Below are 21,517 nucleotides of genomic sequence, written 5' to 3'. Positions count from 1 at the left end.
AGGAGCTGAGTGCCCTCGGGGTAGGGGAAGTCGCCCTGGGCGGTGAGGATCTGGCCGGACGGCAGCGTGAACTGGAGGCCTGCGGCGGTCTGTCCCTGGAACCGCAGGTTCACGTCCTGGCCCAGGAGGGCGTTGAGGACCGCCTGCGGGGCCGCCGGGAGCTCCGGCAGGGGCTGTGCCGCCTGGACGGCGTTCAGGAAGGCGGTGACGGCGGTCTGGACGGGGTCCATGGTCGCTAGATCTGGAAATGCCTGCGCAGGATCCCGGCCATGTCCTGGAGGGGAGCCACCTGGTCCACGCAGCCCTTCTCGAAGGCGGCCCGGGGCATGCCGTAGACCACGCAGGACTCCTCGGCCTCGGCCAGGGTGTGGGCGCCCTTGGCCTTGAGGGACACCATGCCCCGGGCGCCGTCGCTGCCCATGCCGGTGAGGATCATGGCGAGCACCTGGCGGGAGCACTGGTCGGCGATGCTCTGGAAGAGGACGTCCACGCTGGGGCGGTGGAGGCTGGAGGCGGGCTCGGCGCTCAGCTCGATGGAGCCGCCCAGGCCGCGCTGGCGGTAGAGCATGTGGTGGCCGCCGGGGGCGATGTACACCACGCCGGGGCGCGCCGTCTCGCCGTGCTCGGCCTCCTTGACCTCCACCTGGCACAGGCCGTTGAGGCGCTCGGCGAAGGCCTTGGTGAAGGTGCCGGGCATGTGCTGGACGATGAGGCAGGGGACGGGGAGCGTCCTGGGGATGCCGGGCAGCAGGTCCTGGAGGGCTTTGGGCCCTCCGGTGGAGCACCCGATGGCCAGGAGCTCCGCCATCGGGCCGCCGAGCGCGCCCACCCGGCCCACATGGGCGGGAGGGGCCGCGGGGGCGGGAGGGGCCTGGAGCGCGGGGAAGCCGGGGCGCGGGGCGGGGGCGGCGGGCCGGGCCTTCTGGAAGCGGGGGCTCCGGGCGAGCTTGCGCACCTTCTCCTGCAGGTCCTGCTGGATCTGGAGGATGCTGGAGCTGGCGAGGCTGCTCTCCTTGGGGATGAAGTCCAGGGCGCCGAAGGCCAGGGCGTCCAGGGTGGCGGCGGCGCCCTCCTGGGTGAGGCTGGAGACCATGAGCACGGCCCGCGGCATCTCCGCCATGATCCGCTTGAGGCAGCCCAGGCCGTCCAGGCGGGGCATCTCCACGTCCAGGGTGACGATGTCGGGGTTGAGCTGGGGGATCTTCTCCAGGGCGTCCAGGCCGTCCCGGGCCGAGCCCACCACGGCGATGTCGGGCGCCTGGAGCATGCGCTCGAGGGCCTTCCGCATGAAGGGGCTGTCGTCCACGATCAGGACGCGGATGGGGTCCATGGCATTCAATCCTGGAAGGCTAGTTTCACGAAGGTGACGGCGTGCTCGAGCTCGTCGTCGATGCTGAAGGTGAGGCGCTCGGCGTCGAAGTCCCCGCCGCCGAAGACCACGGGGTAGGCGGGCTGCTCCTCCAGGGCGAACATCAAGGTCTCGTCGGCGGGACCGTTGGGGATGCGGGTGCGCACCAGGAGATCGGCGATCTGCACCAGCGCGGGAAGGAACTCCTTCGGGTGGTCCTGGTGGTGGTCGCGGATGGCGGTGACCATGGGCGCGGGGAAGCTCCAGTGCTCGGCGACCATGGCCCCCACCTCGGCGTGGGTGATGCCCAGGTTGCCGAACTCCGCGTCGAGGCAGGCGTCGCCGCGCTCGATGGCCAGGACCACGGGGCCGTATTCCTCAGTGAAGCAGCGGTCCAGGGCGATCTTGCCGATGTCGTGCAGGAGGCCCGCGAGGTAGGCGGACTCGTCCATGTGGTTCATCTTGATGAGCCGGCAGATGCCCTTGGACACCAGGCCCACCGCCACGGAGTGCTGCCAGAGCCGGAAGGGGTCCATGTGGTTGGAGCCCCGGAAGCTGCGGATGATGGCGGCGGTGCGGCCCAGGTTCAGCAGGGCCTCGAAGCCCAGGCGCATCACGGCGGTGCGCAGGTCCATGACCCGCTGGTCGCCGGCGTACATGACCGAGTTGGCCAGGCGCAGCATGGTGGCCGACAGGGCCGGGTCCTTGGCCAGGATGTTCAGGATCCGGTCCACGCTGCACCGGTCGTCCGCGACCGCCTGGCCCAGCGACACCACCGTGGTGGGGAGGCTGGGGAGGGTTCTCACCCTCGTGCGGACGAGCTCGGAAGTGATCATGGTCAGAAGTCCCGGATGAGGTTCTTGTCGGTCTCGAGGGCCTCCACGACCTGCAGCTGGTAGCCCTCCAGGTCCTCGGGGGCGATGCCCAGGAGTTCGACGGCCTGACGGGTGCTGCGGGCGAGGGATTCGGGGCGTCCGAGGCCGACCTTGCGGTCCAGGGCCATCTGGTTGCCCAGGGCGACGAAGGCCGTGAGGGCCTGGTCCTCGGCCGGCGCATGGCCGGGATCGTGGTGCCAGCGCACCGCGTGCACCATGCTCGCGGGCAGGTTCCAGGAGATCAGGAGGGCCTCGCCCACCATGGTGTGGTCGAAGCCGAAGAGGTCGAGCTCGGATTCCAGGCAGTCCGCCTCGCCGTTGTAGATGCTCCGCACGAGCGCGGAGTAGCGGTCGGTGAACTTGATGCCCATGACGGACTTGCCGATGTCGTGCATGAGCCCGCCCAGGAAGACCTCCTCCACCCGGGGGCTCCGGAAGGCCTTGGCGTAGGCGCGTCCCGAGAGGGCCGTGACCAGCGCGTGCTCCCACAGCACCCGCTCCTGGAGGCCCGTGCCCCCGCGGCTGTAGAGGTTCTTGGCGCTGGAGGCGATGACGACGCTCTTGATGGTGGAAAATCCCAGGGTCATGATCGCCTGGGTGAGGGTCTTGACCTCGCGCACCATGCCGAACATGGCGGAGTTGGCGATCTTCAGGATCTGCGTCGTGAGGGCCACGTCGGAGGAGATGACCCGCCGGAGCTCATCCGTGGTTGAATCCGGATCCGCGGCCAGGCGAAGAACCTGGGCCGCCACCTGCGGAAGCGGGGGCAGGTCGCCGAGGTTCGAGATCAGTTCCTGGGGTGTGATGGGCATCTGGTTGAACCCTCCTGGTCAGCGCTTCCGGTAGCCCATGGCCTTGCTGAAGTGAAGCAGCTCGAAGCCGACGTTGAAAGAGTGGATGGATTCGCTGTGCCCCACAAGGAGAAAAGACTTGGGCTGCAGGACCTCGTGGAACCCCTTGATCACCTTGCCCTTGACCGCCTCGTCGAAGTAGATGAGGACGTTCCGGCAGAAGATGATGTCGAACGAGCCCAGGCTCTTGTAGTTGGCGTAGTCCACCAGGTTGAAGTTCCGGAAGCTGATGAGCTGCTGGAGCTCGGGCTTGACGAGGAAGCTGTCCGGCCCCTGCTGGTTGAAGTGCTGCTTGATCTGGACGGGCGTGAGGTTGCGCAGGGTGTAGCTGCCGTAGTTCCCCTCCCGGGCCATGGCCAGCACCTTCTCGGAGATGTCCGTGGCGACGATCTCCACCTGCATGCCCCGCAGGAGCGTGTCCCTGGCCTCGGCGCAGATCATGGCCAGGGTGTAAGGCTCTTCCCCCGAGGAGCAGGCCGCGGACCAGAGCCGGAGCCGGTTGGCCCCGCGCGCCTTGGCCAGCGACACCGCGTCGGGCAGGACGATCTTCTGGAAGGCCTCGATCTGGGGGGGGTTCCGCCAGAAGCTGGTCTCGTTGGTGGTGATCTCGTTGAAGAGCTGCTTGAGCTCCTCCCGGCCGGCGTGCCCCTGCAGGTGCCCCAGGTAGTCCCGGTGGCTGCTCATGTTCAGTTCCTGGATCCGCCGGTTCAGCCGGTTCTCCAGGAAATACTGCTTGGATTCGTTGAAGAAGATTCCCGTCTTGGCGTAGATGAACTCCCGGATCGCCAGGAAGTCCTGGACGCTCATCTGCTGATTGGTGGGGAGAGCGGTCATCTACGCGTTCCGGGTGGGGGTTGGACGGTCTCTTATCATGCGGGATCGGCGGGATTGGCAAAAGGCATTAATCGCGGTCACCTTTCTTCTCGAGGATGACCACGGCGAACGAGATTCCCCCGTCATGGGTGACGCTGCCGTGCATGGGGCCCACCCCCCTGTCCTGGATCATCCGGGCCAATTCTCCCTCAGCCCACAGCTTCCCGTCCAGGAACCTGAGCTGCTTCCAGGACCAGCCGTCCAGGCCGATCCCCAGGGCCTTGCCGAAGGCCTCCCGCAGGGCCCACCTGCCGGCGGCCCGCTCCGGAAGCCGCTGGCGGTTCCCCCCCAGGAGGTAATCGGCCTCCTCCTGGCAGAGGACCCGCCGGAGGGCCTTCTCCCCGAAGCGGTCCAGGAGGTGGGCCCACCGGGCGGCAGGGCAGATGTCGGTGCCCATCCCCAGGATCATGGGGTCGCCTCCAGATCAAGCATAAACCACTTATCACACCCATGGTGCCCCGTGGCCCCCATGGGGGCGCAGATGGGCCGGAACCCGACGCGGGAATAGAGCCTCATGGCCGCGTCCATGCCCGTGAGGGTCTCCAGGTAGCAGGAGCGGAACCCCAGCTCCCGGGCCCTGTCCAGGCAGGTCCGCATCATGCGCTCCCCCTGGCCCCGGCCCCGTGCCGAGGGCAGGAAATACATCTTCCGGAGTTCGCAGATGTCCGGGGGACCGGCTTCCAGGGGGGCCACCCCGGCCCCGCCGACGACCGTTCCGCCCTCCTCCAGGACGAAGTAGGCCGCCCGGGGCCCGCCGTAGGCGGCGGACATGTGATCGACTTCCGGATCGTGGATGGCGAAACCGGGGCCGTCTGCGCCGAATTCGGGCATCACGGCGCGGATGATGGCCGCCACGGCCCCGTCGTCGGCCGCGCAGATGGGTCGGATCACGGAATTCGAATTCATGGCGGCTCCGGTCTACATCATGACAAAGGTGGCGTCCAAATGTGACCCCCTGCACTGGGACGCCGCTTGATACTTCAGCGTCGAGTTGGCTAGACCCCTTAATTTTCAATACGTCCACCCTGCCCTGAGGAGAGTGCAAATGGCTCAGCTGAAGGAAAGACCCAAACCGTTCCTCTTGCCGGACTACTGCAAGGGCTGCGGCAGGTGCATCAGCGCCTGCGCCAAGCACTGCATCACGTTCGACAAGGAGATCGACGCCGCCACGGGCTACGTGCCGGTCGTCATCGACCTGGACGCGTGCAACGCCTGCGGCCTCTGCATGGACGCGTGCCCCGAGCCCTACGGCCTGCGCGAGACCCCCCAGGACGTGGACTTCGAGCTGCAGGACCCCGCCAAGCTCTTCGGCAGCAAGACCCCCCGCCCCGAGCCCAAGGTCGTCCCCAACACCCTGATCCCCCTGCCGAAGACCGAGCCCCTGGTCATCAAGGGCAACTACGCCTCGGCCCTGGGCGCCCTGCTCGCGGGCTGCCGCCACGTCTTCGGCTACCCCATCACCCCCTCCACCGAAGGCGCCGAACTGATGGCCAAGCTCCTGCCCAAGCTGGACGGCACCTTCCTGCAGGCCGTGAGCGAAGTGGCCGCCGTCAACCACATGTACGGCTCCGGCGGCGCGGGCTACCCCTGCATGACCTTCACCTCGTCCCCGGGCTTCAGCCTCATGCTCGAGGGCGTCTCCTACATGATCGGCGCGGAGGTCCCCGGGGTCTTCGTGAACATCATGCGCGGCGGCCCGGGCCTGGGCAACATCGCCCCCGAGCAGTCCGACGTGAAGCTGGCCTGCCGCGGCCTCGGCCACGGCAACACCCACGCCATCACCCTCATGCCCAGCACCCCCCAGGAGATGCTCGACCTGACCATGCTGGCCTTCGAGCTCACCTTCAAGTACCGCAACCCCGTGGTCATCCTGGGCGACGGCTACCTGGGCCAGATGACCGGCAAGGTCAACCTGCCCGCCGCCATGATCAAGCCCGGCATCCCCACCTGGGCCGTGAACGGCGACGCGGACCACCGCGGCAACCTGATCAGCTCCATCTACCTCAGCGAGCACGATCTGGAGATGCACAACATCTACCTGAACGACAAGTACCGGCAGATGGAGGAGAACGAGACCCGCAGCGAGTCCTTCATGACCGCCGACGCCGAGATCCTCATCGTCGCCACCAACACCCCCGCCCGCGCCTCCAAGGGCGCCGTGCAGGACCTGCGCCGGCAGGGGATCAAGGCCGGCCTCTTCAGGCCCATCACCGTGTGGCCCTTCCCGGTCAACCAGCTCATGAAGGACCTGGCCCACGTCAAGCACATGGTCGTCGTGGAGGCCAGCAACGGCCAGCTCGAGGACGAGATCCGCCTGGCGCTCTCCAAGGCCGGCGTCACCCAGCTCCCCGTCATGTCCCACGTCCGGCACTTCGGGGGCATGCTGCCCCAGCAGACCGAGGTCCTTGCCCACGTCAAAGCCATCCTGGCGAAGGAGGTCCGCTGATGTCCGTCTTCTATGACAAGTTCGAGCGCCATTCCCAGGGCGCGGGCCTCAAGGGCAACTCCACCCACTACTGCCCCGGCTGCGGCCACGGGCTGGCCCACAAGTATCTCGCAGAAGCCATCGAGGAGCTGGGCATCCAGGAGAACACCGTGCTGGTGTCGCCCGTGGGGTGCTCGGTGTTCGCCTACTACTACTTCGACGTGGGCAACACCCAGGCCGCCCACGGGCGCGCCGCCGCGGTGGCCCTGGGCCACAAGCTCAGCAACCCCGAGGCCAACGTCATCAGCTACCAGGGCGACGGCGACCTGGCCTCCATCGGCCTGGCCGAGACGGTCTCGGCCGCGCAGCTCGGGGCCCCGATCACCGTCATCTTCATCAACAACGCCATCTACGGCATGACCGGCGGCCAGATGGCCCCCACGAGCCTCATGGGCCAGTCCACCGCCACCAGCCCCGACGGGCGGAGCATGTACAACGGCCAGCCCATGCGCATGGCCGAAGTCATCGCGGGCCTGGACGGCCCGGTGTACGTGGAGCGCGTGGCCCTGTTCGACGCCAAGAACCGGCGGCTGGCCAAGAAGGCCATCAAGAAGGCCGTTCAGTGCCAGGTCGAGGGCCGCGGCTACGCCTTCGTGGAAGTGCTGGCCGAGTGCCCCACCCACCTCAAGATGAGCCCCGAGGACACCGAGAAGTGGGTCAAGGAGTGCATGGTCCCCATCTACCCCCTGGGCGTGAAGAAGGACCTGGCCACCGAATCCTGGTGGAAGCGCCCCGCCCCGAACTTCGAGGCCGACCACTTCCTCCACGCCGTGGGCGCCTCCAGCGACACCACCGTGCGCCACTGCGACGCCTTCCCCGTCCACCTGAACCCCGCCGACATCTCCCTGAAGCTGGCCGGTTCCGGCGGCGACGGCGCCCAGACCGCGGCCATGCTCATCGCCCGCGCCGCCATCAACGAGGGCTACGACGCCACCCACATCCCCAGCTACGGCCCCGAGAGCCGAGGCGGCACGTCCTACGCCGACGTGCACGTGGCCAAGGACGAGGTGCTCAACCCCGCCAGCCCGCACCCCGACGTCCTGATCGCCTTCAACGCCCCCAGCCTGGCCAAGTTCGGCCCGACCGTCGTCAAGGGCGGCACCATCATCTACGACAGCTCGATCGTCAAGGACGTCCCCCCGGGCATCGACCCCGGCGTCAGGGTGGTGGGCGTGCCCTTCACCGAGATCGCCGTGGACCTGGGCAAGGCCGTGGTCAAGAACATCGTGGCCCTGGGCGCCCTCCAGGCGGCCACCGGCATCTTCCCCAAGGCCACCCTCACGGCCGCCATCGGGCAGATGCTCAAGGACAAGTGCGCCCTCATCCCCCTCAACGAGGAGGCCTTCGCCTGGGGCGTCAAGGCCGTGGAAGAACTGGGCAAATAGCCCTTCAGCACCTCCGGGGGGCGCGGCCGGAATCCCCGCCCGCGCCCCCCGTCCCTTTCCGGAGAGCCCCGTGTTCGAACCCATCAGCCTCACCGCCTCCGAACTCCGCATGATCACCACCCTCCGGGACATGCCCGAGAGCCCCCTGCGCACTCGGGTGGAGAAGCTCCTGGAGGACCTCCTGGCCTTCGCCCGGAACCCCAGGTGCCACGAGATGCAGTCCGACGGGGTCCCCTGCGAGGATCCCGGAGCCGACTGCGACCAGTGCAAGGTCGTACTGGATATGCTGGAAGCCATGGGGAAGAGGCTCCCAAGGGAATGATCCGCCGCGCGCCCATCGTCCTGGTGGGAGGCTTCACCGTGTGGGGCCGCGAGGAGGCCTTCGGCATCAAGTACTGGGGCGGTCCCGGCCGGGACATCCAGGACGACCTGCGCGCCAAGGGCCACCCCGCGGTCACCGCCGCGCCGGGCCCCTTCTCCAGCAACTGGGACCGGGCCGCCGAGGTCTACGCGCAGCTGCGGGGGGGCACGGTCGACTACGGCAGGGCCCACGCGGAGCGCTTCGGCCACGCCCGGTTCGGCCGCACCTACCCGGGCCTCCTTCCGGACTGGGAGCTGGGCGTCCATTTCATCGGCCACAGCATGGGGGGCCAGACCATCCGGGTCCTGGCCCACCTCCTGGCCGAGGGTTCCGAAGAGGAGCGCCAGGCCACGCCGGAGGGCGACCTGAGCCCCCTGTTCCGGGGCGGCCACCCCGGCGTGCTGAGCCTGACCACCCTCGCCACGCCCCACCTGGGCACCACCCTCACCCGCAAGCGCGAGGCCCTGGAAGGAGTCGCCCAGCGCATCCTGGCCCTGGCGGGGGGCCTCGCCAGCTCCGTGTACGACCTCAAGCTCGACCAGTGGGGCCTGCAGCGGCTCCCCCTCGAAAGCTGGAAGGCCTACCGGGACCGGATCCTGGCCACGCCGCTGTGGGCGGGCACGGCGGACTTCAGCGCCCGGGAGCTGAGCCCGGAGGGCGCCCGGGACCTCAACGCCTGGGTCCGGCTCCCCGCGGACGTCTACGCCTTCTCCTGGTCCACCGCCAAGACCGAGCCCGGCCCCGGCGGCTTCCACGTCCCCGCCCCGCACATGAACCTCCTCTGGCGCTCCGGCGCGCGGTACATCGGAAGGGCCCCGGGCGCCGGCCCCGACTGGTTCCGCAGCGACGGCGTGGTGAACACCGTCAGCATGGCCGGACCCGGCGGCGACCCCGTGGAACCCTACGGCGGCACCCCCCGCCCCGGCGTCTGGAGCCACATGGGGGTCCTGGACGGGTGGGACCACAGCGAGATCCTGGGCATGGGCCCCGAGCACGGGGACGAGGTCCTGCCCCTCTACCGGGCCTGGGCCGGATTCCTGGATGGAATCCGCCCCTGAAATCGGCTCCTTCGCCCCACGGGGGCTTGTGGGCGCGCGGGTTGGCCACCACCATGGAGGCATGTTCAAGAAGCCTGTGCACTGGATCATGTACGGCGGGATCTGGGTCCTCATGGGCCTCTACTACACCACCTGGGACATGGTGGCCTACCGCATGCCCTTCCTGTCGGTCCTGCCCATGAACCTCCTGCAGAACGCGGTGTGGGCCCTGGAAGGCCTCGTCATCCTCCGCGTCGCCCAGCGCTTCCCCATCCAGTCCTTCTCCCTGAAGGGGCTGCCGGCCTGGATCATCAACCTGGGGACCGGCTTCGTCCTGGCCTGCCTGGGGCTGGGCATCGCCTGGCTCATCTCCCTGGCCTTCCAGGAGCCGGAGATGCGCGCCAAGATCCTCCAGTGGCCCTGGAAGAACCTGCTGCGGTTCTTCTTCACCTACCTCCACTCCACCCTCATCCTCATGTGGGCCGTCCTGGGCGGCTTCCACGGGTTCCTCCTCTACAAGGGGATGAAGGCGCGGGAGCTGGAGGCGGCCCAGCTCGAGGCGTCGCTCACCCTGGCCCGGAACCAGATGCTCCTGGCCCAGTTCCAGCCCCACTTCCTCTTCAACGCCCTCAACTCCATCTCCGCCCTCATCCACACCGACCCCCAGGCCGCGGATCGCATGGTGGCCAGGCTCGGCGACCTGCTGCGCCTCAACCTGGACGCCGAGGCCTCCCAGGAGCTCCCCCTGGAAAAGGAGATGGCCCTGGTGGACGCCTTCCTGGCCATCGAGAAGGTGCGCTTCCAGGACCGGCTGGAGGTGGAGGTGGACATCCCCCCCGGGCTGGCCCGGGCCCCCGTGCCGAAGTTCCTCCTGCAGCCCCTGGTGGAGAACGCCCTGAAGCACGGCCTGGCTCCCCGGGCCCGGCCCGGCAAGCTGCTCATCCGCGCCACCCGTGAGGCTCCCTGGCTCACCCTCGAGGTCCAGGACAACGGCGCGGGCTTCGAAGGCAGCCGGGAGGGGGTCGGCCTCCGGAATACCCGGGCCAGGCTATTGATGCTTTATCACGAAAATCATCGATTGGAGATATTCTCCGTTCCGGATAAGGGGACCCGCGTCGTCGTGCGTATACCCCTTCATTGAACCCGAAGGGCGGCCCCCACGATGATCCGGTCCCTGATAGTCGATGACGAGGTGCTGGCCCGCCAGCGTCTGCGCCGGCTGCTGGGGGACCATCCGGACCTGGAGGTGGCGGGGGAATGCTCCAACGGCCTGGAGGCGGTGCGGGACATCGAGGCCCTGCGCCCGGACCTGGTCTTCCTGGACATCCAGATGCCCGAGCTGGACGGCTTCGGGGTCATCGAGGAGGTGGGCCCGGACCGGATGCCCCCCACCCTCTTCGTCACCGCCTACGACCAGTTCGCCCTGAAGGCCTTCGAGGTCCACGCCCTGGACTACCTGCTCAAGCCCTTCGACCCCGAGCGGTTCGCCGCCGCCCTGGCCCGGGTGCGCACCTGGATCCAGGGCAGCCCGCGCCCGTCCCTGGAGCCCATGCTCAAGCAGGTGCAAGCCGACCGCCCCCCTCCCGAGCGCCTCCTCATCAAGGAGGGCACCCGCTACGCCTTCGTGCGCCCCGCCGCCATCCAGTGGGTGGAGGCCGAGGACAACTACGTCCGGCTCCACGTGGAGGGCACCAGCCACCTGGTGCGCCAGACCATGAGCGGCATGCTGGACAAGCTCAGCCCCTCCCGCTTCCGGCGCATCCACCGCTCGGCCATCGTGAACCTGGACTTCATCCGCCACCTGGAGCCGTGGACCGGGGGGGACTACCTGGTGACGATGAAGGACGGGAGCCAGCTGACCATGAGCCGGACCTACCGGAATCAGCTGGGGGAGTGGCTCTGAGGCAGGGAAGGTCAGGAGTTGCCGCGGCCGGCAAGCCAGGCGCGTCCGCGGGATCCTTCCGGGCCGGATCAGGTTCAGGCGGGAGGCGGTTCGGCAAGTCGATGGGGGTCGAGTCGAAGTCCAGGAGGAAGGCGCCCTTTCTGGCGCGGGGCTTTCGGGCCTGGTTGGGTGTCGAATGACGTCCCAATGTCTTTTCGCGGCCTGGATCGCGAAGATCGGCACCACCCTTGTAAAAGCCTTTCGCCGAGGCGCCGGGGAGCCGAGGATCGCCGGGAAGGGAAACTGCATTTCTCGGCGATCCTCGGCTCCTCGGCGATAGGTTCTTCTCCTGAACCTGACGGATCGCAGGGATAAAGGGTTGGCAACAGCGGAATTCAGTAATCTTGGGTCTGCTCGTGCCCAACGGAAAAGGACCCCCGGAGGGGTCCTTTCCATCGCCTGGATTCGGTTCAGCGGGACGCCACCACCGAAACCGTGGCCATCCCCTTTCCATAGTTGGACATGCTGTTGACGAAGTTCGCCCGCTGCGGCAGGATCACGCCCACGGTCCCGATCACCTTGTCGGTGACCAGCAGGTTCATTCCCGTGGCCTCGCCGATGGCGAAGACGGCGCCCTGGGAGATGGCCTTGGGGGTCGTGGCGATCGAGGGAATGCCCTTGTAGGCCAGGCGGTTCACCACCTGGGTGGCGGCGAAGGAGCCGTCCCATACCAGGCGGTCCTTGGGCAGGAGGACCAGGTAGTCGGGGCGCACCCGGTCCGTGATGAGGCCGTAGGCCTTCTCGACGTCGATCTGGTTCCGGGTGTCCAGAACGGTGATGCGGTTGCCTTCCCCGGCGGCCATGGCGAGGTTCTGGACCTCGTCCTGGGACCGGCCGTAGTCGGCCACCACGGCGATGTGGGTCTTGGCGGGCCACGTGGAGTGGGCGACGTCCATGAGGGGGCCGAAATCGGTCGCCTGGGCGGCGGAACCCGCCAGGGCCATGGCCGCGATGCCGGATAGTTGGACCAAGGTGCGCATGCTACCTCCTCCTGGTGGGGCCGGGATCGTTCCCGTGCGAACCAAGATTCGGGCATCGGCGCCGGCGTCCCAGGGAACTGGGGCGAACCCGGCGGGCGCGGGGGCGAAACCCCCCTAGCGCGCGGCGGACCGAAGGGCGTCCGCCTTGTCGGTGCGCTCCCAGCTGAAGCCGTCCCGGCCGAAGTGGCCGTAGGCGGCGGTGGGGAGGTAGATGGGCCGGCGCAGGTCCAGGGTCTCGATCATGGCCCTGGGCGTGCAGCTGAACACCTCCCGCACGGCCCGGACGATGGCGGCGTCGCTGACGGTCCCGGTGCCGAAGGTCTCCACGGCGATGGACACCGGCTCGGCCACGCCGATGGCGTACGCCAGCTGGATCTCGCAGGTGCGCGCCAGGCCCGCGGCCACGATGTTCTTGGCGATATAGCGCCCCATGTAGGCCGCGGAGCGGTCCACCTTGGAGGGATCCTTGCCGGAGAAGGCCCCGCCGCCGTGGTGGCCGGTGCCGCCGTAGGAATCCACGATGATCTTGCGGCCCGTGAGGCCCGTGTCGCCCATGGGGCCGCCGATGACGAACCGGCCGGTGGGATTCACGTGGTAGATGGTGTCGGCGTCCAGATACTCGGGCGGGAGGGCGGCCTGGATGACCTCCTGGATGACCCGCTCCCGGATCTCCTTGTTCCCCGCGGACTCGGCGTGCTGCGTGGAGATCACCACGGTGTGGATGCGGGCCACCCGGTGGCCGTCGTATTCCACCGTCACCTGGGACTTGCCGTCGGGCTGCAGCCAGGGGATCTGCTGGCTCTTGCGCACCTCGGCGAGCTTGCGGGTCAGGGCGTGGGCGAAGTGGATGGGGGCCGGCATGAGCTCGGGCGTCTCGTCCGTGGCGTACCCGAACATGAGGCCCTGATCCCCGGCGCCCCCGGTGTCCACGCCCATGGCGATATCGGGGCTCTGCTGGTCGAGGGTGACCATCACAGCACACGTGTTGCAATCAAAGCCCTTGATACTGTGGTCGTAGCCGATGCCCTTCACGGTGTCCCGGGCCAGCTGCGCCACGGGGATGTAGCACTCGGTGGTGATCTCCCCGGCCACCAGGATCAGGCCCGTGGTGACGAGGGTTTCGCAGGCCACGCGGCTGCGCGGGTCGCCTCGCAGCGCCGCGTCCAGGACGGCGTCGGAGATCTGGTCGGCGATCTTGTCGGGATGGCCTTCCGTGACGCTTTCTGAGGTGAAAAGAGCCCTGGAATCAGCTGACATGACGCCTCCGCCGGATTGGGAGAATAATGGTAGCAGCAAATGCCGGGTCCCCTTTCTTGCCACCCGGACCAAGGATGGCTATTCTGACGGGGCAAAGCCTCCCCCAGTCAACTCAACCATGGAGTATTTATGAACGTCTCGCGAATAGCACGATACCTGTTCGGAGCCCTGGCCGTCGCGATGCTGACGATTTCGCCAGCCTGCAAGAAGACGGGCGAGGACAAGGAGATCCACGAACTCTCCCAGAAGGCCGCCGAACTGGACAAGATGAGCCAGAAGGCCAACGTCGCCGGCTCGGAACAGACCCGCAACCTGAAGGCCGCGGGCGTCAACGACATCCGCCCCAACGCCGAGACCCTCCAGCTGACGCCCGAGCAGAAGAGCGCCCTGGAAGAGCGCATCAAGGCCGAGAAGAACAGCTCCTACCAGGCCCTCCTCCAGGAGGTGCTGGACAAGGACAAGGAGATCAAGGACCTCAACGAGAAGATCGCCAAGCTCCGCGCCGTGCTGCCCAAGCCCGACATCGCCAAGGAGAACGACAGCCACTACGGCATGGCCATGCGCTTCCTGAAGCGCAAGGGCGTGAACGAGGAGAAGGCCAAGCAGCTCGTCAGCCGCGTCCTGATCATGGACAAGATGGCCGCCGGGTTCGAGGTCTACCACTTCTACAACAACGGCGTCTACGGCAGCTGGGTCTCCCAGGGCAAGGCCCACATCTCCCCCACCGAGCTCCAGGCCGAAGAGAAGGCCAAGATCGAAGGCGAGCGTGACGTGGCCCAGGCCGATTCCGCCAAGAAGACCGAGGAGCTCACGGACCTGACCGCCCAGAAGGCCAAGCTCATGGCCGACATCGAGGGCCTGCAGGCCGAGAAGACCAACATGATCAAGGAGCTGGAGAGCCTGAACGCCAGCAACGAGGCCGCCAAGGCCAAGCTCAACTCCCTCCACTACGTGGTGGGCGACCGCAAGGCCCTGGAGAAGGACGGCGTCGTGGTCGTCCCCGTCTTCGCCAAGGACCGCGCCGGCTCCAACTGGGCCGACGGCGTGTTCACCAAGGCCCTGGACCTGCGCTCCACGGACACCATCACCATCACGGCCTCCGAAGTGGGCCTGAAGAAGATCGGCAAGGTCAGCGTCATCCCCGGCTCCATCGAGAGGGACAAGCACTACACCCTCACCATCGCCGAGGACAAGGCCACCGCCGTCGTCAAGCTCATCAACAAGGAACGCTTCAAGAACGAGAAGGTCGTCTTCGCCGTCACCGACTAGGACCTCCGGGTTCCATGTAAAAAGCCCCCGGAAGGGGGCTTTTTACATGGAACATTCCCTTCGCCGAAAGGTGGGTTTTTTCCGGGCCGTGTGTATACTCGGTTTGGTAAACCCCAGAATGGAGGATTCCGTGGTGACACGCCGAATGTTCGCGCTTTGCGCACTTTGCCTGCTCGCTTTGGCGCCCGCAGTCGCGGTGGTTCCCAAGAAGGACCGTCCCCGCGTCATCGTCGCGCCCTTCCCCGTCGCCAAGGGCGCCTACGAAGGCTGGGGCGGCTGGGGCTACGGCTACGTCGGCGGGGAGACCCGCATCAGCGACGTGCTCCAGGACCTCTGCGTCACCACCCTCATCGAAGAGGGCAGCGACAAGGTCCGGGTGATGGACCGCGCCCGCCTGGACGAGGTGCTGGCCGAACAGAAGCTCAATGCCAGCGGTCTGGTGGAGGAATCCGACGATCCCGCCGAGCAGAGGAAGGTCGCCAAGATGGGCAAGCTCCTGGGCGTGCGGTGGATGGTCACCGGCAAGGTGACCCGCTTCGCCTACAAGAAGAGCGGATTCGGCACGGGCTGGGGCGCCGGCGCCCTGGTGGGCAAGCTCACCGGCAGCGGCATCGCCGGGGGCGTGGCCGGCGACATCCACGTGCAGAAGGCCACCCTCACGGGCCGCCTGGACATGAAGCTCATCGACGTGCAGACCGCCGAGATCGTGGCCGTGGCCCACGACGAGGCCACCGTCAAGGACATGGGCGTCAAGGTCGCCGGCACCGGCAGCCAGCTCCAGTTCGACCAGAGCATGGTGAACCAGATCTTCGAGCCGATCATCCAGAAGCTGGCCAAGCAGATGCTGGGCAAGATCACCCGCGCCAGCGCGGAAGCGGACGACTAGTCACTCGTTGATGATCTTGATGCGCCGGGGGGCCTCCTCCCGGCGTTTCTGTTCCTTGCCGATGAGCAGCGTCTCCAGGAACGTGGCGCACACGCTGGAGACCAGCGCCCCGAAGAACCCCGCCCAGAACCCCGACACCCGGAAGTCCAGGCCGAGCCGCACGGCCACCCAGCTCGCGGCCCAGAACACCAGCCCGTTGATGAACAGGCCCAGGCACCCCAGGCTGCAGGCCAGGGGCACGAAGGCCACGAACCGCAGCAGCATCCCCAGGGTCGCGTTGAGGGCCCCCAGGATGACGGCCACGGCCACCAGGTCGATGAAGGCGCCGTGGTGGATGCCCGGCACGAAGTATGACGCGATGAGCAGCCCCACCGCGGAAAACAGGAACCGAAGCAGCGTTCTCACAATCCGTCTCCGTTCCCCATTCTAGACCCCGGCCGCCGTCCCGCGGTAGGCGGATGCGGCGGCCGGGGTCCGGGGCGGGGCTCAGTGCCGGGTGGGATCGCTGGCGGCGATGGCGGCGTCCAGCTTGTCCAGGGCCGCGTTGAGGCTCTGCTCGCCCTGGGCGATCTCCTTGCGGATCTGGCTCTGGGCGGCGCCGGCCAGGGCGCGGTCCATGGTCTCCTTGGTCATGACCACGAAGACGTAGAGGCTGCCGTCGGAGGGGTCGTTCCAGAAGTTGCGGGTGGTGGTGCCGGCCAGTTCCTGGTCCACCAGCTGCCGGGTGACGTTCTCGATGACGCGGTTCATGACGTCGGTCTTGATGGGCTTCTTGGTGTTGTCGGCGGCGGCGGTGGTCACCTGCTGGTTGAGCTGGCTGAACATGTTCTGCACGCGGACCTTGAGCTTCCCGGCCAGCTTGGTGCGGGCGTCGGCGATGGCCACGGTGCGCATCATGGACTTGTCGCCCATGGGGTTGGGCTGGGCGATGCCCACGGCGGCGAGGCCGTCGGGGATCTCCTCGTTGTCGATCCAGCTGGGGGCGTTCTTGGTCGCGGTGGTGGTCACGGCCACCTTGTTGGGCTCCGTCTTGGGGCCGCCGCAGGCCACCAGTCCGGCCATGGCCAGACCCACGGGGAGGTAGAGGGAAAGACGCATGTCGACTCCTTGATTGGGGGTTGGGGTGGACTTCCGTTTGAAGGAGCATCCCAGGCTTTTCCGGAATGCGCGAAACATTCGTCCTTCGATCGCGTTGTGCTGCAACTCCAAAGCTGGCATATTTGCGGCATCAATCCTAGCATCAATTCCGTTCCGGATAATCCCAAGCCCGAGGAGAAATCGCCATGAAGATCGCAAGCATTCTTCTTGCAGCCCTGCTCTCCGGCGCCGCATGGGGACAGACGCCCACGATCCGGCAGGGCCTCGTCAAGCCCATGTGGATCACCGCCCTCCCCGCCCAGGCCGGCCGGGTCTACGCCATGGGCCTCGCCCCGGTGTCGCCCAGCGAAGCCCAGGCCATCACCCAGGCCTCCCAGAACGCCCGGGGCGAAGTGCTCAGCCGCCTCCGGGCCAACGTCAAGTCCGAGACCAGCGTCTCCAGCCGGGCCACCGTGACCCAGCAGACCGGAGGCAGGGCCACGGGCACCTCGGAGCAGCAGGTGGGCCAGAACACCAACATCCAGGCCTCGGCCACCGAACTCCCCGGACTTTCGGTGGAGGAGACCTGGGTCGACGTGAAGGGGGCCACGGCCTACGCCCTGGCGTACCTGGACGTGCCCATCGCCGAGCGGGAGCTGCGGGCCCGGTTCACGGCCCAGAAGAACGACCTGTTCCAGGAGTCGGACACCCCCACCGCACCCCGGGAGCGCATGCGCCAGCTCAACCGCCTCAAGAACGCCCAGGTGGAGCTGGCCAAGCTGGACGACATGGCGGCGCTGCTGGCCGCCGGCGGCGGCGACCCCCAGCTCCGCAAGGACATCCGCGCCGGGAAGCTGTCCGTGGACCGCCAGATGGACCAGCTCAGGGGCTCGCTCACCCTGTCCCTGGAAGGGGGCTCCGGCGCCAGCCAGATCGCGGCGATCCTGCGCAACGCCGCCCTCAAGACCGGCCTCGGCTGGGCCGAGCGCGACGGCGAGTTCCAGCTGGTGCTGGACTACCGCTCCGACGCGAAGACCGCCAAGGTCGACGCGAGCCAGAAGCAGTGGAACGGCTGGTGGCGGGGCGGCTGGGTCAGCCATTCCACCACCAAGGACACCGGCATCATCGTGGCGCGGGGCGTCCTCTCCATCACCCTCCGGGACCGCGCCGGCACGGAGTACGAGTCGGTGGAGATCGAGGCCAAGGGCCTGGGCGTCTCGGACTTCCAGGCCGAGAACCGCCTGAAGCAGGACTTCCGCGAGAAGGTCGAGAAGACCTTCACGAAGTGGCTGGAGAACCTGGTGAAGTAGCTACAGCCCGGCGCTGATCTTCTTCATGACGTCTCCCGGCAGGATGCCCGCGGGAGGGTTGGCCTTCTGGAGGCGGATCTCCTGCGCCAGGGCCTTCTTGAATGCGGGGGCGGCCTGGAGCATCTGCCCGACCGTGAGGCCCGAGGCCATGGCGCGGTTGAGGCCGCGCTCGAAGTCCCAGGCGTTCCGGCTCTGGTACAGCGCCGCGAGGTAGAGGCCCTGGACCTCGGCGTTGCCGGGGTCGGCCGCGGCCATGGCCTTGGCCTGGGCCGCGGCCTGGCGGGGATCGGTGTCCAGGAGGGCCAGGACGGCCTTGGTGCCGGTGGGCTCGGCCTTGGGAGGCGCCGCCTTGGGGGGTTCTGCCTTGGGAGGTTCCGGCTTCGGGGGCTCCGGCCTGGGCGGGGCGGGCTTGGCGGTCTCGGTTCTGGCAGGCTCGGCCTTGGCGGGCCCGGCCTTGACGGGCTCGGGCCTGGGCGGCTCGGCCTGGGGCGCGGGAGCCGTCCCGGGGGACCCGGCCTGCGCGGCGGGGGCGGGTTCAGGCCGCTGCGGGGCGGCGGCGGGGGCCGGAGGCTGGACGTCGGGGAGGGGCGCGGGCGGGGTCCTGGGGCGCAGGGCCAGGTAGCCGCCGCCGGCGACGGCCGCCAGGGCCACGGCGCCCACGGCCGCGAAGAGGCCGGTGCGGCTGCCGCCGGCCTTGGCCGGGGCCGGAACGGAAGGCATGAGGGCGGTGCCCTCGGCCGGCGCGACCCGGCCCATGACGGTGGGCGGGGACGGGAGCGGCTGCCGGATGACCTCGGTTTCGTCCGGATGGGCCGGCGGCGTCGCGGCCAGCGCCTCCTGGTGGCGGGTGATCATGGCGGTGGCCTCGTCCAGGGTCCCGGTCCAGCTGGGGTCCTTGCAGGCCCGCAGGGCCTTGCCGAAGTCGTCCGCGGTCTGGAAGCGGTCCCCGGGCTCCTTGGAGAGGGCCTTGTCCAGGACGTTCCGGATGCTGTGGCTGATGCCGTGGATGGTGCTCAGGTCGATGGGGGGCGCCGTCTCGGAGACGATCTTGAACAGGATGGTGGTGGTGTTGTCCCCGGCGAAGGGCTTGCGGCCCGTGAGGCACTCGTAGAGCATCACGCCCACCGCGAAGAGGTCGGACTGGGTCGTGGCGTGGCCGTTCCGGATGTACTCGGGCGCCATGTAGCTGACGGTGCCCATGACGATGCCGGTGGCCGTCATGTTGCTGTCCTCCACCCGGGCGATGCCGAAGTCCATGACCTTGGCCTGGAGGTTCTTGCCGTCCCGGATCACCCGCACGTTGGCGGGCTTGATGTCCCGGTGGATGATGCCGTTGCGGTGGGCGTGGCTGAGGCCGTCGCACACCTGGGCCAGCACCTCCAGGAACTGGGAATGGGACAGGGCCTGGTGCTTGATGACGTCCTCGAGGTCGTCGCCCTTCACGAACTCCATGACCAGGAAGAACGTGTCCCCGTCCTTGTCGAAATCGAAGATGGTGACGATGTTGGGGTGGCTCAGCTTGCCCGCGGCCTCCGCCTCGCGCCGGAACCGGCCCTCGGCCTCCTCGCCCTTGGCCACGTTGGGGAGGATGGTCTTGATGGCCACTTCCCGCCCGATGGCGGCCTGCCTGGCAAGGTACACCTCACCCATGGCGCCTGAACCAAGGGAGCGGATTATTTCATACTTGCCGATGGTCTTTGCCATGTTCAGCCCACTCGAGGATCGATCTCATCATACATGGGTCCGCGCCTTTCACCTTGGGCGTTAATGTAGGACAATCGGGTTTTCAAGCCCACCCATTCGCGAGGTCGGAAATGCCCCATTTCGATACGTTCAATCTCCTCAGGAGTCTCCATGTCATCGCCTTCGCCCTGGCTGGAGGCTCGGCCGCAGTGGTCCTGCTCCTGGTGGGTTTCGAGGAGACCCGCGAGGACCTCCAGGGCCTGACCTCCGTCCTGTGGAAGCGCACCGCCGCCTGGGGATTCCGCATCGCCCTCCTGCTGGGCATCGTGCTCCTGGTGATGAAGTTCCGGGCCGGCGCCGAGCCCTTCCAGGCCCTCTACCTCCACTGGAAGCTGGTCCTGGTGCTCCTGGTGATGATGTTCTCCGAGATGAGCCCCAAGGCCCTGGCGGCCCGCAAGCGCGGCGCGCCGATGCTCGCGTTCCTGCTGTTCCTGCTCACGGTGTTCGTGAGCGTGAACCACGACGCCTTCGGCTTCAGGACCCCCAAGGCGCACCTGGGGACCTACACCGGCAGCATGGAGAAGGGGAAGTAGGTCAGGTCAGAGCGTATCCAGCCAGGGCTCCAGCCCTTCGATGACGTCCCGCACGCCCGGGCCGAACCGTGCGTTGGAGAGCCAGTGGATGCCCTGGGGCAGGCCCTCCACGGCCCTGCGCACGCGGCCGCGGTGGCCCTTCTCGGCGCGGGGGATGGCGTTGGGGCTGATCTCCTCGCGGGTCTGGTACGCGTCGGAAAGCGCGGGCACCCAGTTCCGGAGGCGGCCCAGGGTCCAGGCCCAGTCCTTGGCCGCGCCGGGGTCGGGATCGCGCCACAGGTCCGAGTCGCCGATGAAGCTGCGCAGCTGCATGCGGTCCCCGGGGGCGCACCCGGCGTCGATCCAGCTGGGCACCAGGGAGCCCAGGTAGGGGCGGCCCTCCTTGGGGTGGATGAGGAAGCCGAAGCCGTCCTTGAAGGGGGCCAGGGGCGCGTGGCGGCTGTGCCAGAGCTTGACGGAGGTGTAGGGGATCTCGGCCAGGGCCTTGGCGGAGGCCTCGGCGTGGGGCGCCAGGAGGCGCGCGGCGTCGAAGGCGGGCAGCGCGAGCAGGACCCGGTCGGCGACGCGCTCCAGGCCGTCGCCCTTGACGAGCCACCTGCCGTCGGCGGTGCGCTCCAGGGACTCGGCCCTGAGGCCGGTCTTCACCGCGGCCAGGCGCGAGGCGACGCGCACGGGGAGGCTTCCCATGCCGCCCTCGGGCACCTGCAGGTGGCTGACTCCGGACTTCATGATGCCCTGCAGGAGGCTGCCGTACGCCTCCCACTGGCGCAGCTTGGGGATGGCGTCCACGCTGAGCAGCTCGGCGGGGGAGGCCAGGATGCCGGCCACCATGGGCGGCAGCAGCTCGGTGGCGATGCCCTGGCCGGCCCTCCGGGCCATGAACTCGGACAGGCCCTCCTCGGGCTCCGCGGGCCTCACGGGCATGAAGGGCTCGAAGCACATGCGGAACTTGGTGGACCAGGACATGAGGGCGGTGCCGAAGAGACCCACGGGATGCGCGGGCACGGGCACCAGGCGGCCCCCGGTGCCCACCCAGCGGGCGCCCTTGCCGGGGCTCTTGAGCTGGAGGTCCAGGGCCCTGAAGAGCGTGTCGGTGCGGCTGCCGGGCGTGACCAGGACGCCCTGGGGGCCCTTCTCGATGCGCCCGGGGCGGCCGTCCTCCGTGGCCCAGGGGAGGGTCTTCACCCAGCCGCCCACGGCCTCCTCGGCCTCCCAGACCTCGGTGGCCTCGCCCCGCTCCTGCAGGTAGTAGGCCGCCAGCAGTCCGGTGATGCCTCCGCCGAGAATCAAGGTGGTCATGGGAGC

22 protein-coding genes are annotated in these 21,517 nt (G+C 68.2%); 10 read left to right on the top strand and 12 right to left on the bottom strand.

Annotation, left to right across the window (positions count from 1 at the left end; genetic code table 11):
- Nucleotides 1-235 precede the first annotated feature (235 nt).
- The 6 genes from RAH40_RS20550 to RAH40_RS20525 all read right to left on the bottom strand — a co-directional run bounded on the left by RAH40_RS20550 (nt 236) and on the right by RAH40_RS20525 (nt 4,853).
- A complete protein-coding gene (locus tag RAH40_RS20550) occupies nt 236-1,330 on the bottom strand; it encodes a chemotaxis response regulator protein-glutamate methylesterase (RefSeq protein WP_306599502.1) in 1,095 nt (364 codons plus the stop codon).
- A 5-nt stretch (nt 1,331-1,335) separates the two neighbouring features.
- Nucleotides 1,336-2,154 carry an HDOD domain-containing protein gene (locus RAH40_RS20545; protein ID WP_306599501.1) on the bottom strand — a complete coding sequence of 273 codons (819 nt, stop codon included), beginning with the start codon at nt 2,152-2,154 and terminating at the stop codon, nt 1,336-1,338.
- A gap of 32 nt (nt 2,155-2,186) precedes the next feature.
- A complete protein-coding gene (locus RAH40_RS20540; protein WP_306599500.1) occupies nt 2,187-3,035 on the bottom strand; it encodes an HDOD domain-containing protein in 849 nt (282 codons plus the stop codon).
- A gap of 18 nt (nt 3,036-3,053) precedes the next feature.
- Entirely contained in the window at nt 3,054-3,908 is an 855-nt protein-coding gene (locus RAH40_RS20535; protein WP_306599499.1) for a protein-glutamate O-methyltransferase CheR, read from the bottom strand.
- A gap of 67 nt (nt 3,909-3,975) precedes the next feature.
- Complete coding sequence (locus RAH40_RS20530) at nt 3,976-4,356, bottom strand: holo-ACP synthase (RefSeq protein WP_306599498.1); 381 nt, start codon at nt 4,354-4,356, stop codon at nt 3,976-3,978.
- Nucleotides 4,353-4,853, bottom strand: coding sequence for a GNAT family N-acetyltransferase (locus tag RAH40_RS20525; RefSeq protein WP_306599497.1), 501 nt, complete (start codon nt 4,851-4,853; stop codon nt 4,353-4,355). Before RAH40_RS20525 ends, RAH40_RS20530 begins: the two co-directional genes overlap by 4 nt.
- A gap of 139 nt (nt 4,854-4,992) precedes the next feature.
- Between RAH40_RS20525 and vorB the strand changes: the two genes are divergently transcribed.
- From vorB to RAH40_RS20495, 6 genes are all read left to right on the top strand, one after another.
- Nucleotides 4,993-6,393, top strand: a complete 1,401-nt coding sequence (gene vorB / locus RAH40_RS20520; protein ID WP_306599496.1) for a 3-methyl-2-oxobutanoate dehydrogenase subunit VorB — start codon at nt 4,993-4,995, stop codon at nt 6,391-6,393.
- Nucleotides 6,393-7,817: a 2-oxoacid:acceptor oxidoreductase family protein gene (locus tag RAH40_RS20515; RefSeq protein ID WP_306599495.1), complete on the top strand. Its 1,425-nt coding sequence runs from the start codon at nt 6,393-6,395 to the stop codon at nt 7,815-7,817. The genes vorB and RAH40_RS20515 overlap by 1 nt, the downstream gene beginning before the upstream one ends.
- Nucleotides 7,818-7,887: 70 nt before the next feature.
- Nucleotides 7,888-8,139: a hypothetical protein gene (locus RAH40_RS20510; protein ID WP_306599494.1), complete on the top strand. Its 252-nt coding sequence runs from the start codon at nt 7,888-7,890 to the stop codon at nt 8,137-8,139.
- Nucleotides 8,136-9,236 (top strand): triacylglycerol lipase, encoded by a 1,101-nt coding sequence (locus tag RAH40_RS20505; RefSeq protein WP_306599493.1) that lies wholly within the window; start codon nt 8,136-8,138, stop codon nt 9,234-9,236. Before RAH40_RS20510 ends, RAH40_RS20505 begins: the two co-directional genes overlap by 4 nt.
- Before the next feature lie 61 nt (nt 9,237-9,297).
- Nucleotides 9,298-10,356: a sensor histidine kinase gene (locus RAH40_RS20500; protein ID WP_306599492.1), complete on the top strand. Its 1,059-nt coding sequence runs from the start codon at nt 9,298-9,300 to the stop codon at nt 10,354-10,356.
- 21 nt (nt 10,357-10,377) lie between these two features.
- Nucleotides 10,378-11,118 carry a LytTR family DNA-binding domain-containing protein gene (locus RAH40_RS20495; protein ID WP_306599491.1) on the top strand — a complete coding sequence of 247 codons (741 nt, stop codon included), beginning with the start codon at nt 10,378-10,380 and terminating at the stop codon, nt 11,116-11,118.
- Nucleotides 11,119-11,567: 449 nt separating this feature from the next.
- Here the strand turns inward: RAH40_RS20495 and RAH40_RS20490 are convergent, their stop codons facing one another.
- Together RAH40_RS20490 and metK are read right to left on the bottom strand one after the other, a co-directional pair.
- A complete protein-coding gene (locus tag RAH40_RS20490) occupies nt 11,568-12,137 on the bottom strand; it encodes a hypothetical protein (RefSeq protein ID WP_306599490.1) in 570 nt (189 codons plus the stop codon).
- 114 nt (nt 12,138-12,251) lie between these two features.
- Entirely contained in the window at nt 12,252-13,394 is a 1,143-nt protein-coding gene (metK, locus tag RAH40_RS20485; RefSeq protein ID WP_306599489.1) for a methionine adenosyltransferase, read from the bottom strand.
- 129 nt (nt 13,395-13,523) lie between these two features.
- Here metK and RAH40_RS20480 point away from each other — a divergent pair, with 129 nt between their 5' ends.
- Nucleotides 13,524-14,663, top strand: a complete 1,140-nt coding sequence (locus RAH40_RS20480; RefSeq protein WP_306599488.1) for a hypothetical protein — start codon at nt 13,524-13,526, stop codon at nt 14,661-14,663.
- Nucleotides 14,664-14,793: 130 nt separating this feature from the next.
- Nucleotides 14,794-15,549, top strand: coding sequence for a CsgG/HfaB family protein (locus RAH40_RS20475; RefSeq protein ID WP_306599487.1), 756 nt, complete (start codon nt 14,794-14,796; stop codon nt 15,547-15,549).
- Here the strand turns inward: RAH40_RS20475 and RAH40_RS20470 are convergent, their stop codons facing one another.
- Both RAH40_RS20470 and RAH40_RS20465 read right to left on the bottom strand, forming a co-directional pair.
- Entirely contained in the window at nt 15,550-15,954 is a 405-nt protein-coding gene (locus RAH40_RS20470) for a phage holin family protein (protein ID WP_306599486.1), read from the bottom strand.
- Nucleotides 15,955-16,035: 81 nt separating this feature from the next.
- Nucleotides 16,036-16,647, bottom strand: coding sequence for an LPP20 family lipoprotein (locus RAH40_RS20465; protein WP_306599485.1), 612 nt, complete (start codon nt 16,645-16,647; stop codon nt 16,036-16,038).
- Between the two features lie 185 nt (nt 16,648-16,832).
- On the opposite strand from RAH40_RS20465, the gene RAH40_RS20460 reads away from it, so the two are divergent.
- The gene (locus tag RAH40_RS20460; protein WP_306599484.1) at nt 16,833-17,936 is read left to right on the top strand and encodes a hypothetical protein; all 1,104 of its coding nucleotides are present in this window, start codon (nt 16,833-16,835) and stop codon (nt 17,934-17,936) included.
- Here the strand turns inward: RAH40_RS20460 and RAH40_RS20455 are convergent, their stop codons facing one another.
- Nucleotides 17,937-19,640, bottom strand: a complete 1,704-nt coding sequence (locus RAH40_RS20455) for a serine/threonine-protein kinase (RefSeq protein ID WP_306599483.1) — start codon at nt 19,638-19,640, stop codon at nt 17,937-17,939. It lies immediately after the preceding gene.
- A gap of 110 nt (nt 19,641-19,750) precedes the next feature.
- On the opposite strand from RAH40_RS20455, the gene RAH40_RS20450 reads away from it, so the two are divergent.
- Nucleotides 19,751-20,212: a hypothetical protein gene (locus RAH40_RS20450; RefSeq protein ID WP_306599482.1), complete on the top strand. Its 462-nt coding sequence runs from the start codon at nt 19,751-19,753 to the stop codon at nt 20,210-20,212.
- 6 nt (nt 20,213-20,218) lie between these two features.
- Here RAH40_RS20450 and RAH40_RS20445 read toward each other — a convergent pair whose 3' ends face one another.
- A complete protein-coding gene (locus RAH40_RS20445; protein WP_306599481.1) occupies nt 20,219-21,511 on the bottom strand; it encodes an NAD(P)/FAD-dependent oxidoreductase in 1,293 nt (430 codons plus the stop codon).
- Nucleotides 21,512-21,517 lie beyond the last annotated feature (6 nt).

The sequence above is a fragment of the Geothrix sp. 21YS21S-2 genome (assembly GCF_030846775.1).
Classification (GTDB): Bacteria; Acidobacteriota; Holophagae; order Holophagales; family Holophagaceae; genus Mesoterricola.
The sequence above is the reverse complement of the archived record's forward strand: the minus strand, read 5'-3'. Positions and strand labels throughout refer to the sequence as shown.

Coding starts and splice junctions, on each gene's coding strand:
- metK (WP_306599489.1), bottom strand. CDS start 13,394: ATGTCAGCTGATTCCAGGGCTCTTTTCACCTCAGAAAGCGTCACGGAA.
- RAH40_RS20535 (WP_306599499.1), bottom strand. CDS start 3,908: ATGACCGCTCTCCCCACCAATCAGCAGATGAGCGTCCAGGACTTCCTG.
- RAH40_RS20530 (WP_306599498.1), bottom strand. CDS start 4,356: ATGATCCTGGGGATGGGCACCGACATCTGCCCTGCCGCCCGGTGGGCC.
- RAH40_RS20455 (WP_306599483.1), bottom strand. CDS start 19,640: ATGGCAAAGACCATCGGCAAGTATGAAATAATCCGCTCCCTTGGTTCA.
- RAH40_RS20465 (WP_306599485.1), bottom strand. CDS start 16,647: ATGCGTCTTTCCCTCTACCTCCCCGTGGGTCTGGCCATGGCCGGACTG.
- RAH40_RS20550 (WP_306599502.1), bottom strand. CDS start 1,330: ATGGACCCCATCCGCGTCCTGATCGTGGACGACAGCCCCTTCATGCGG.
- RAH40_RS20525 (WP_306599497.1), bottom strand. CDS start 4,853: ATGAATTCGAATTCCGTGATCCGACCCATCTGCGCGGCCGACGACGGG.
- RAH40_RS20540 (WP_306599500.1), bottom strand. CDS start 3,035: ATGCCCATCACACCCCAGGAACTGATCTCGAACCTCGGCGACCTGCCC.
- RAH40_RS20450 (WP_306599482.1), top strand. CDS start 19,751: ATGCCCCATTTCGATACGTTCAATCTCCTCAGGAGTCTCCATGTCATC.
- RAH40_RS20445 (WP_306599481.1), bottom strand. CDS start 21,511: ATGACCACCTTGATTCTCGGCGGAGGCATCACCGGACTGCTGGCGGCC.
- vorB (WP_306599496.1), top strand. CDS start 4,993: ATGGCTCAGCTGAAGGAAAGACCCAAACCGTTCCTCTTGCCGGACTAC.
- RAH40_RS20460 (WP_306599484.1), top strand. CDS start 16,833: ATGAAGATCGCAAGCATTCTTCTTGCAGCCCTGCTCTCCGGCGCCGCA.
- RAH40_RS20505 (WP_306599493.1), top strand. CDS start 8,136: ATGATCCGCCGCGCGCCCATCGTCCTGGTGGGAGGCTTCACCGTGTGG.
- RAH40_RS20515 (WP_306599495.1), top strand. CDS start 6,393: ATGTCCGTCTTCTATGACAAGTTCGAGCGCCATTCCCAGGGCGCGGGC.
- RAH40_RS20495 (WP_306599491.1), top strand. CDS start 10,378: ATGATCCGGTCCCTGATAGTCGATGACGAGGTGCTGGCCCGCCAGCGT.
- RAH40_RS20490 (WP_306599490.1), bottom strand. CDS start 12,137: ATGCGCACCTTGGTCCAACTATCCGGCATCGCGGCCATGGCCCTGGCG.
- RAH40_RS20500 (WP_306599492.1), top strand. CDS start 9,298: ATGTTCAAGAAGCCTGTGCACTGGATCATGTACGGCGGGATCTGGGTC.
- RAH40_RS20480 (WP_306599488.1), top strand. CDS start 13,524: ATGAACGTCTCGCGAATAGCACGATACCTGTTCGGAGCCCTGGCCGTC.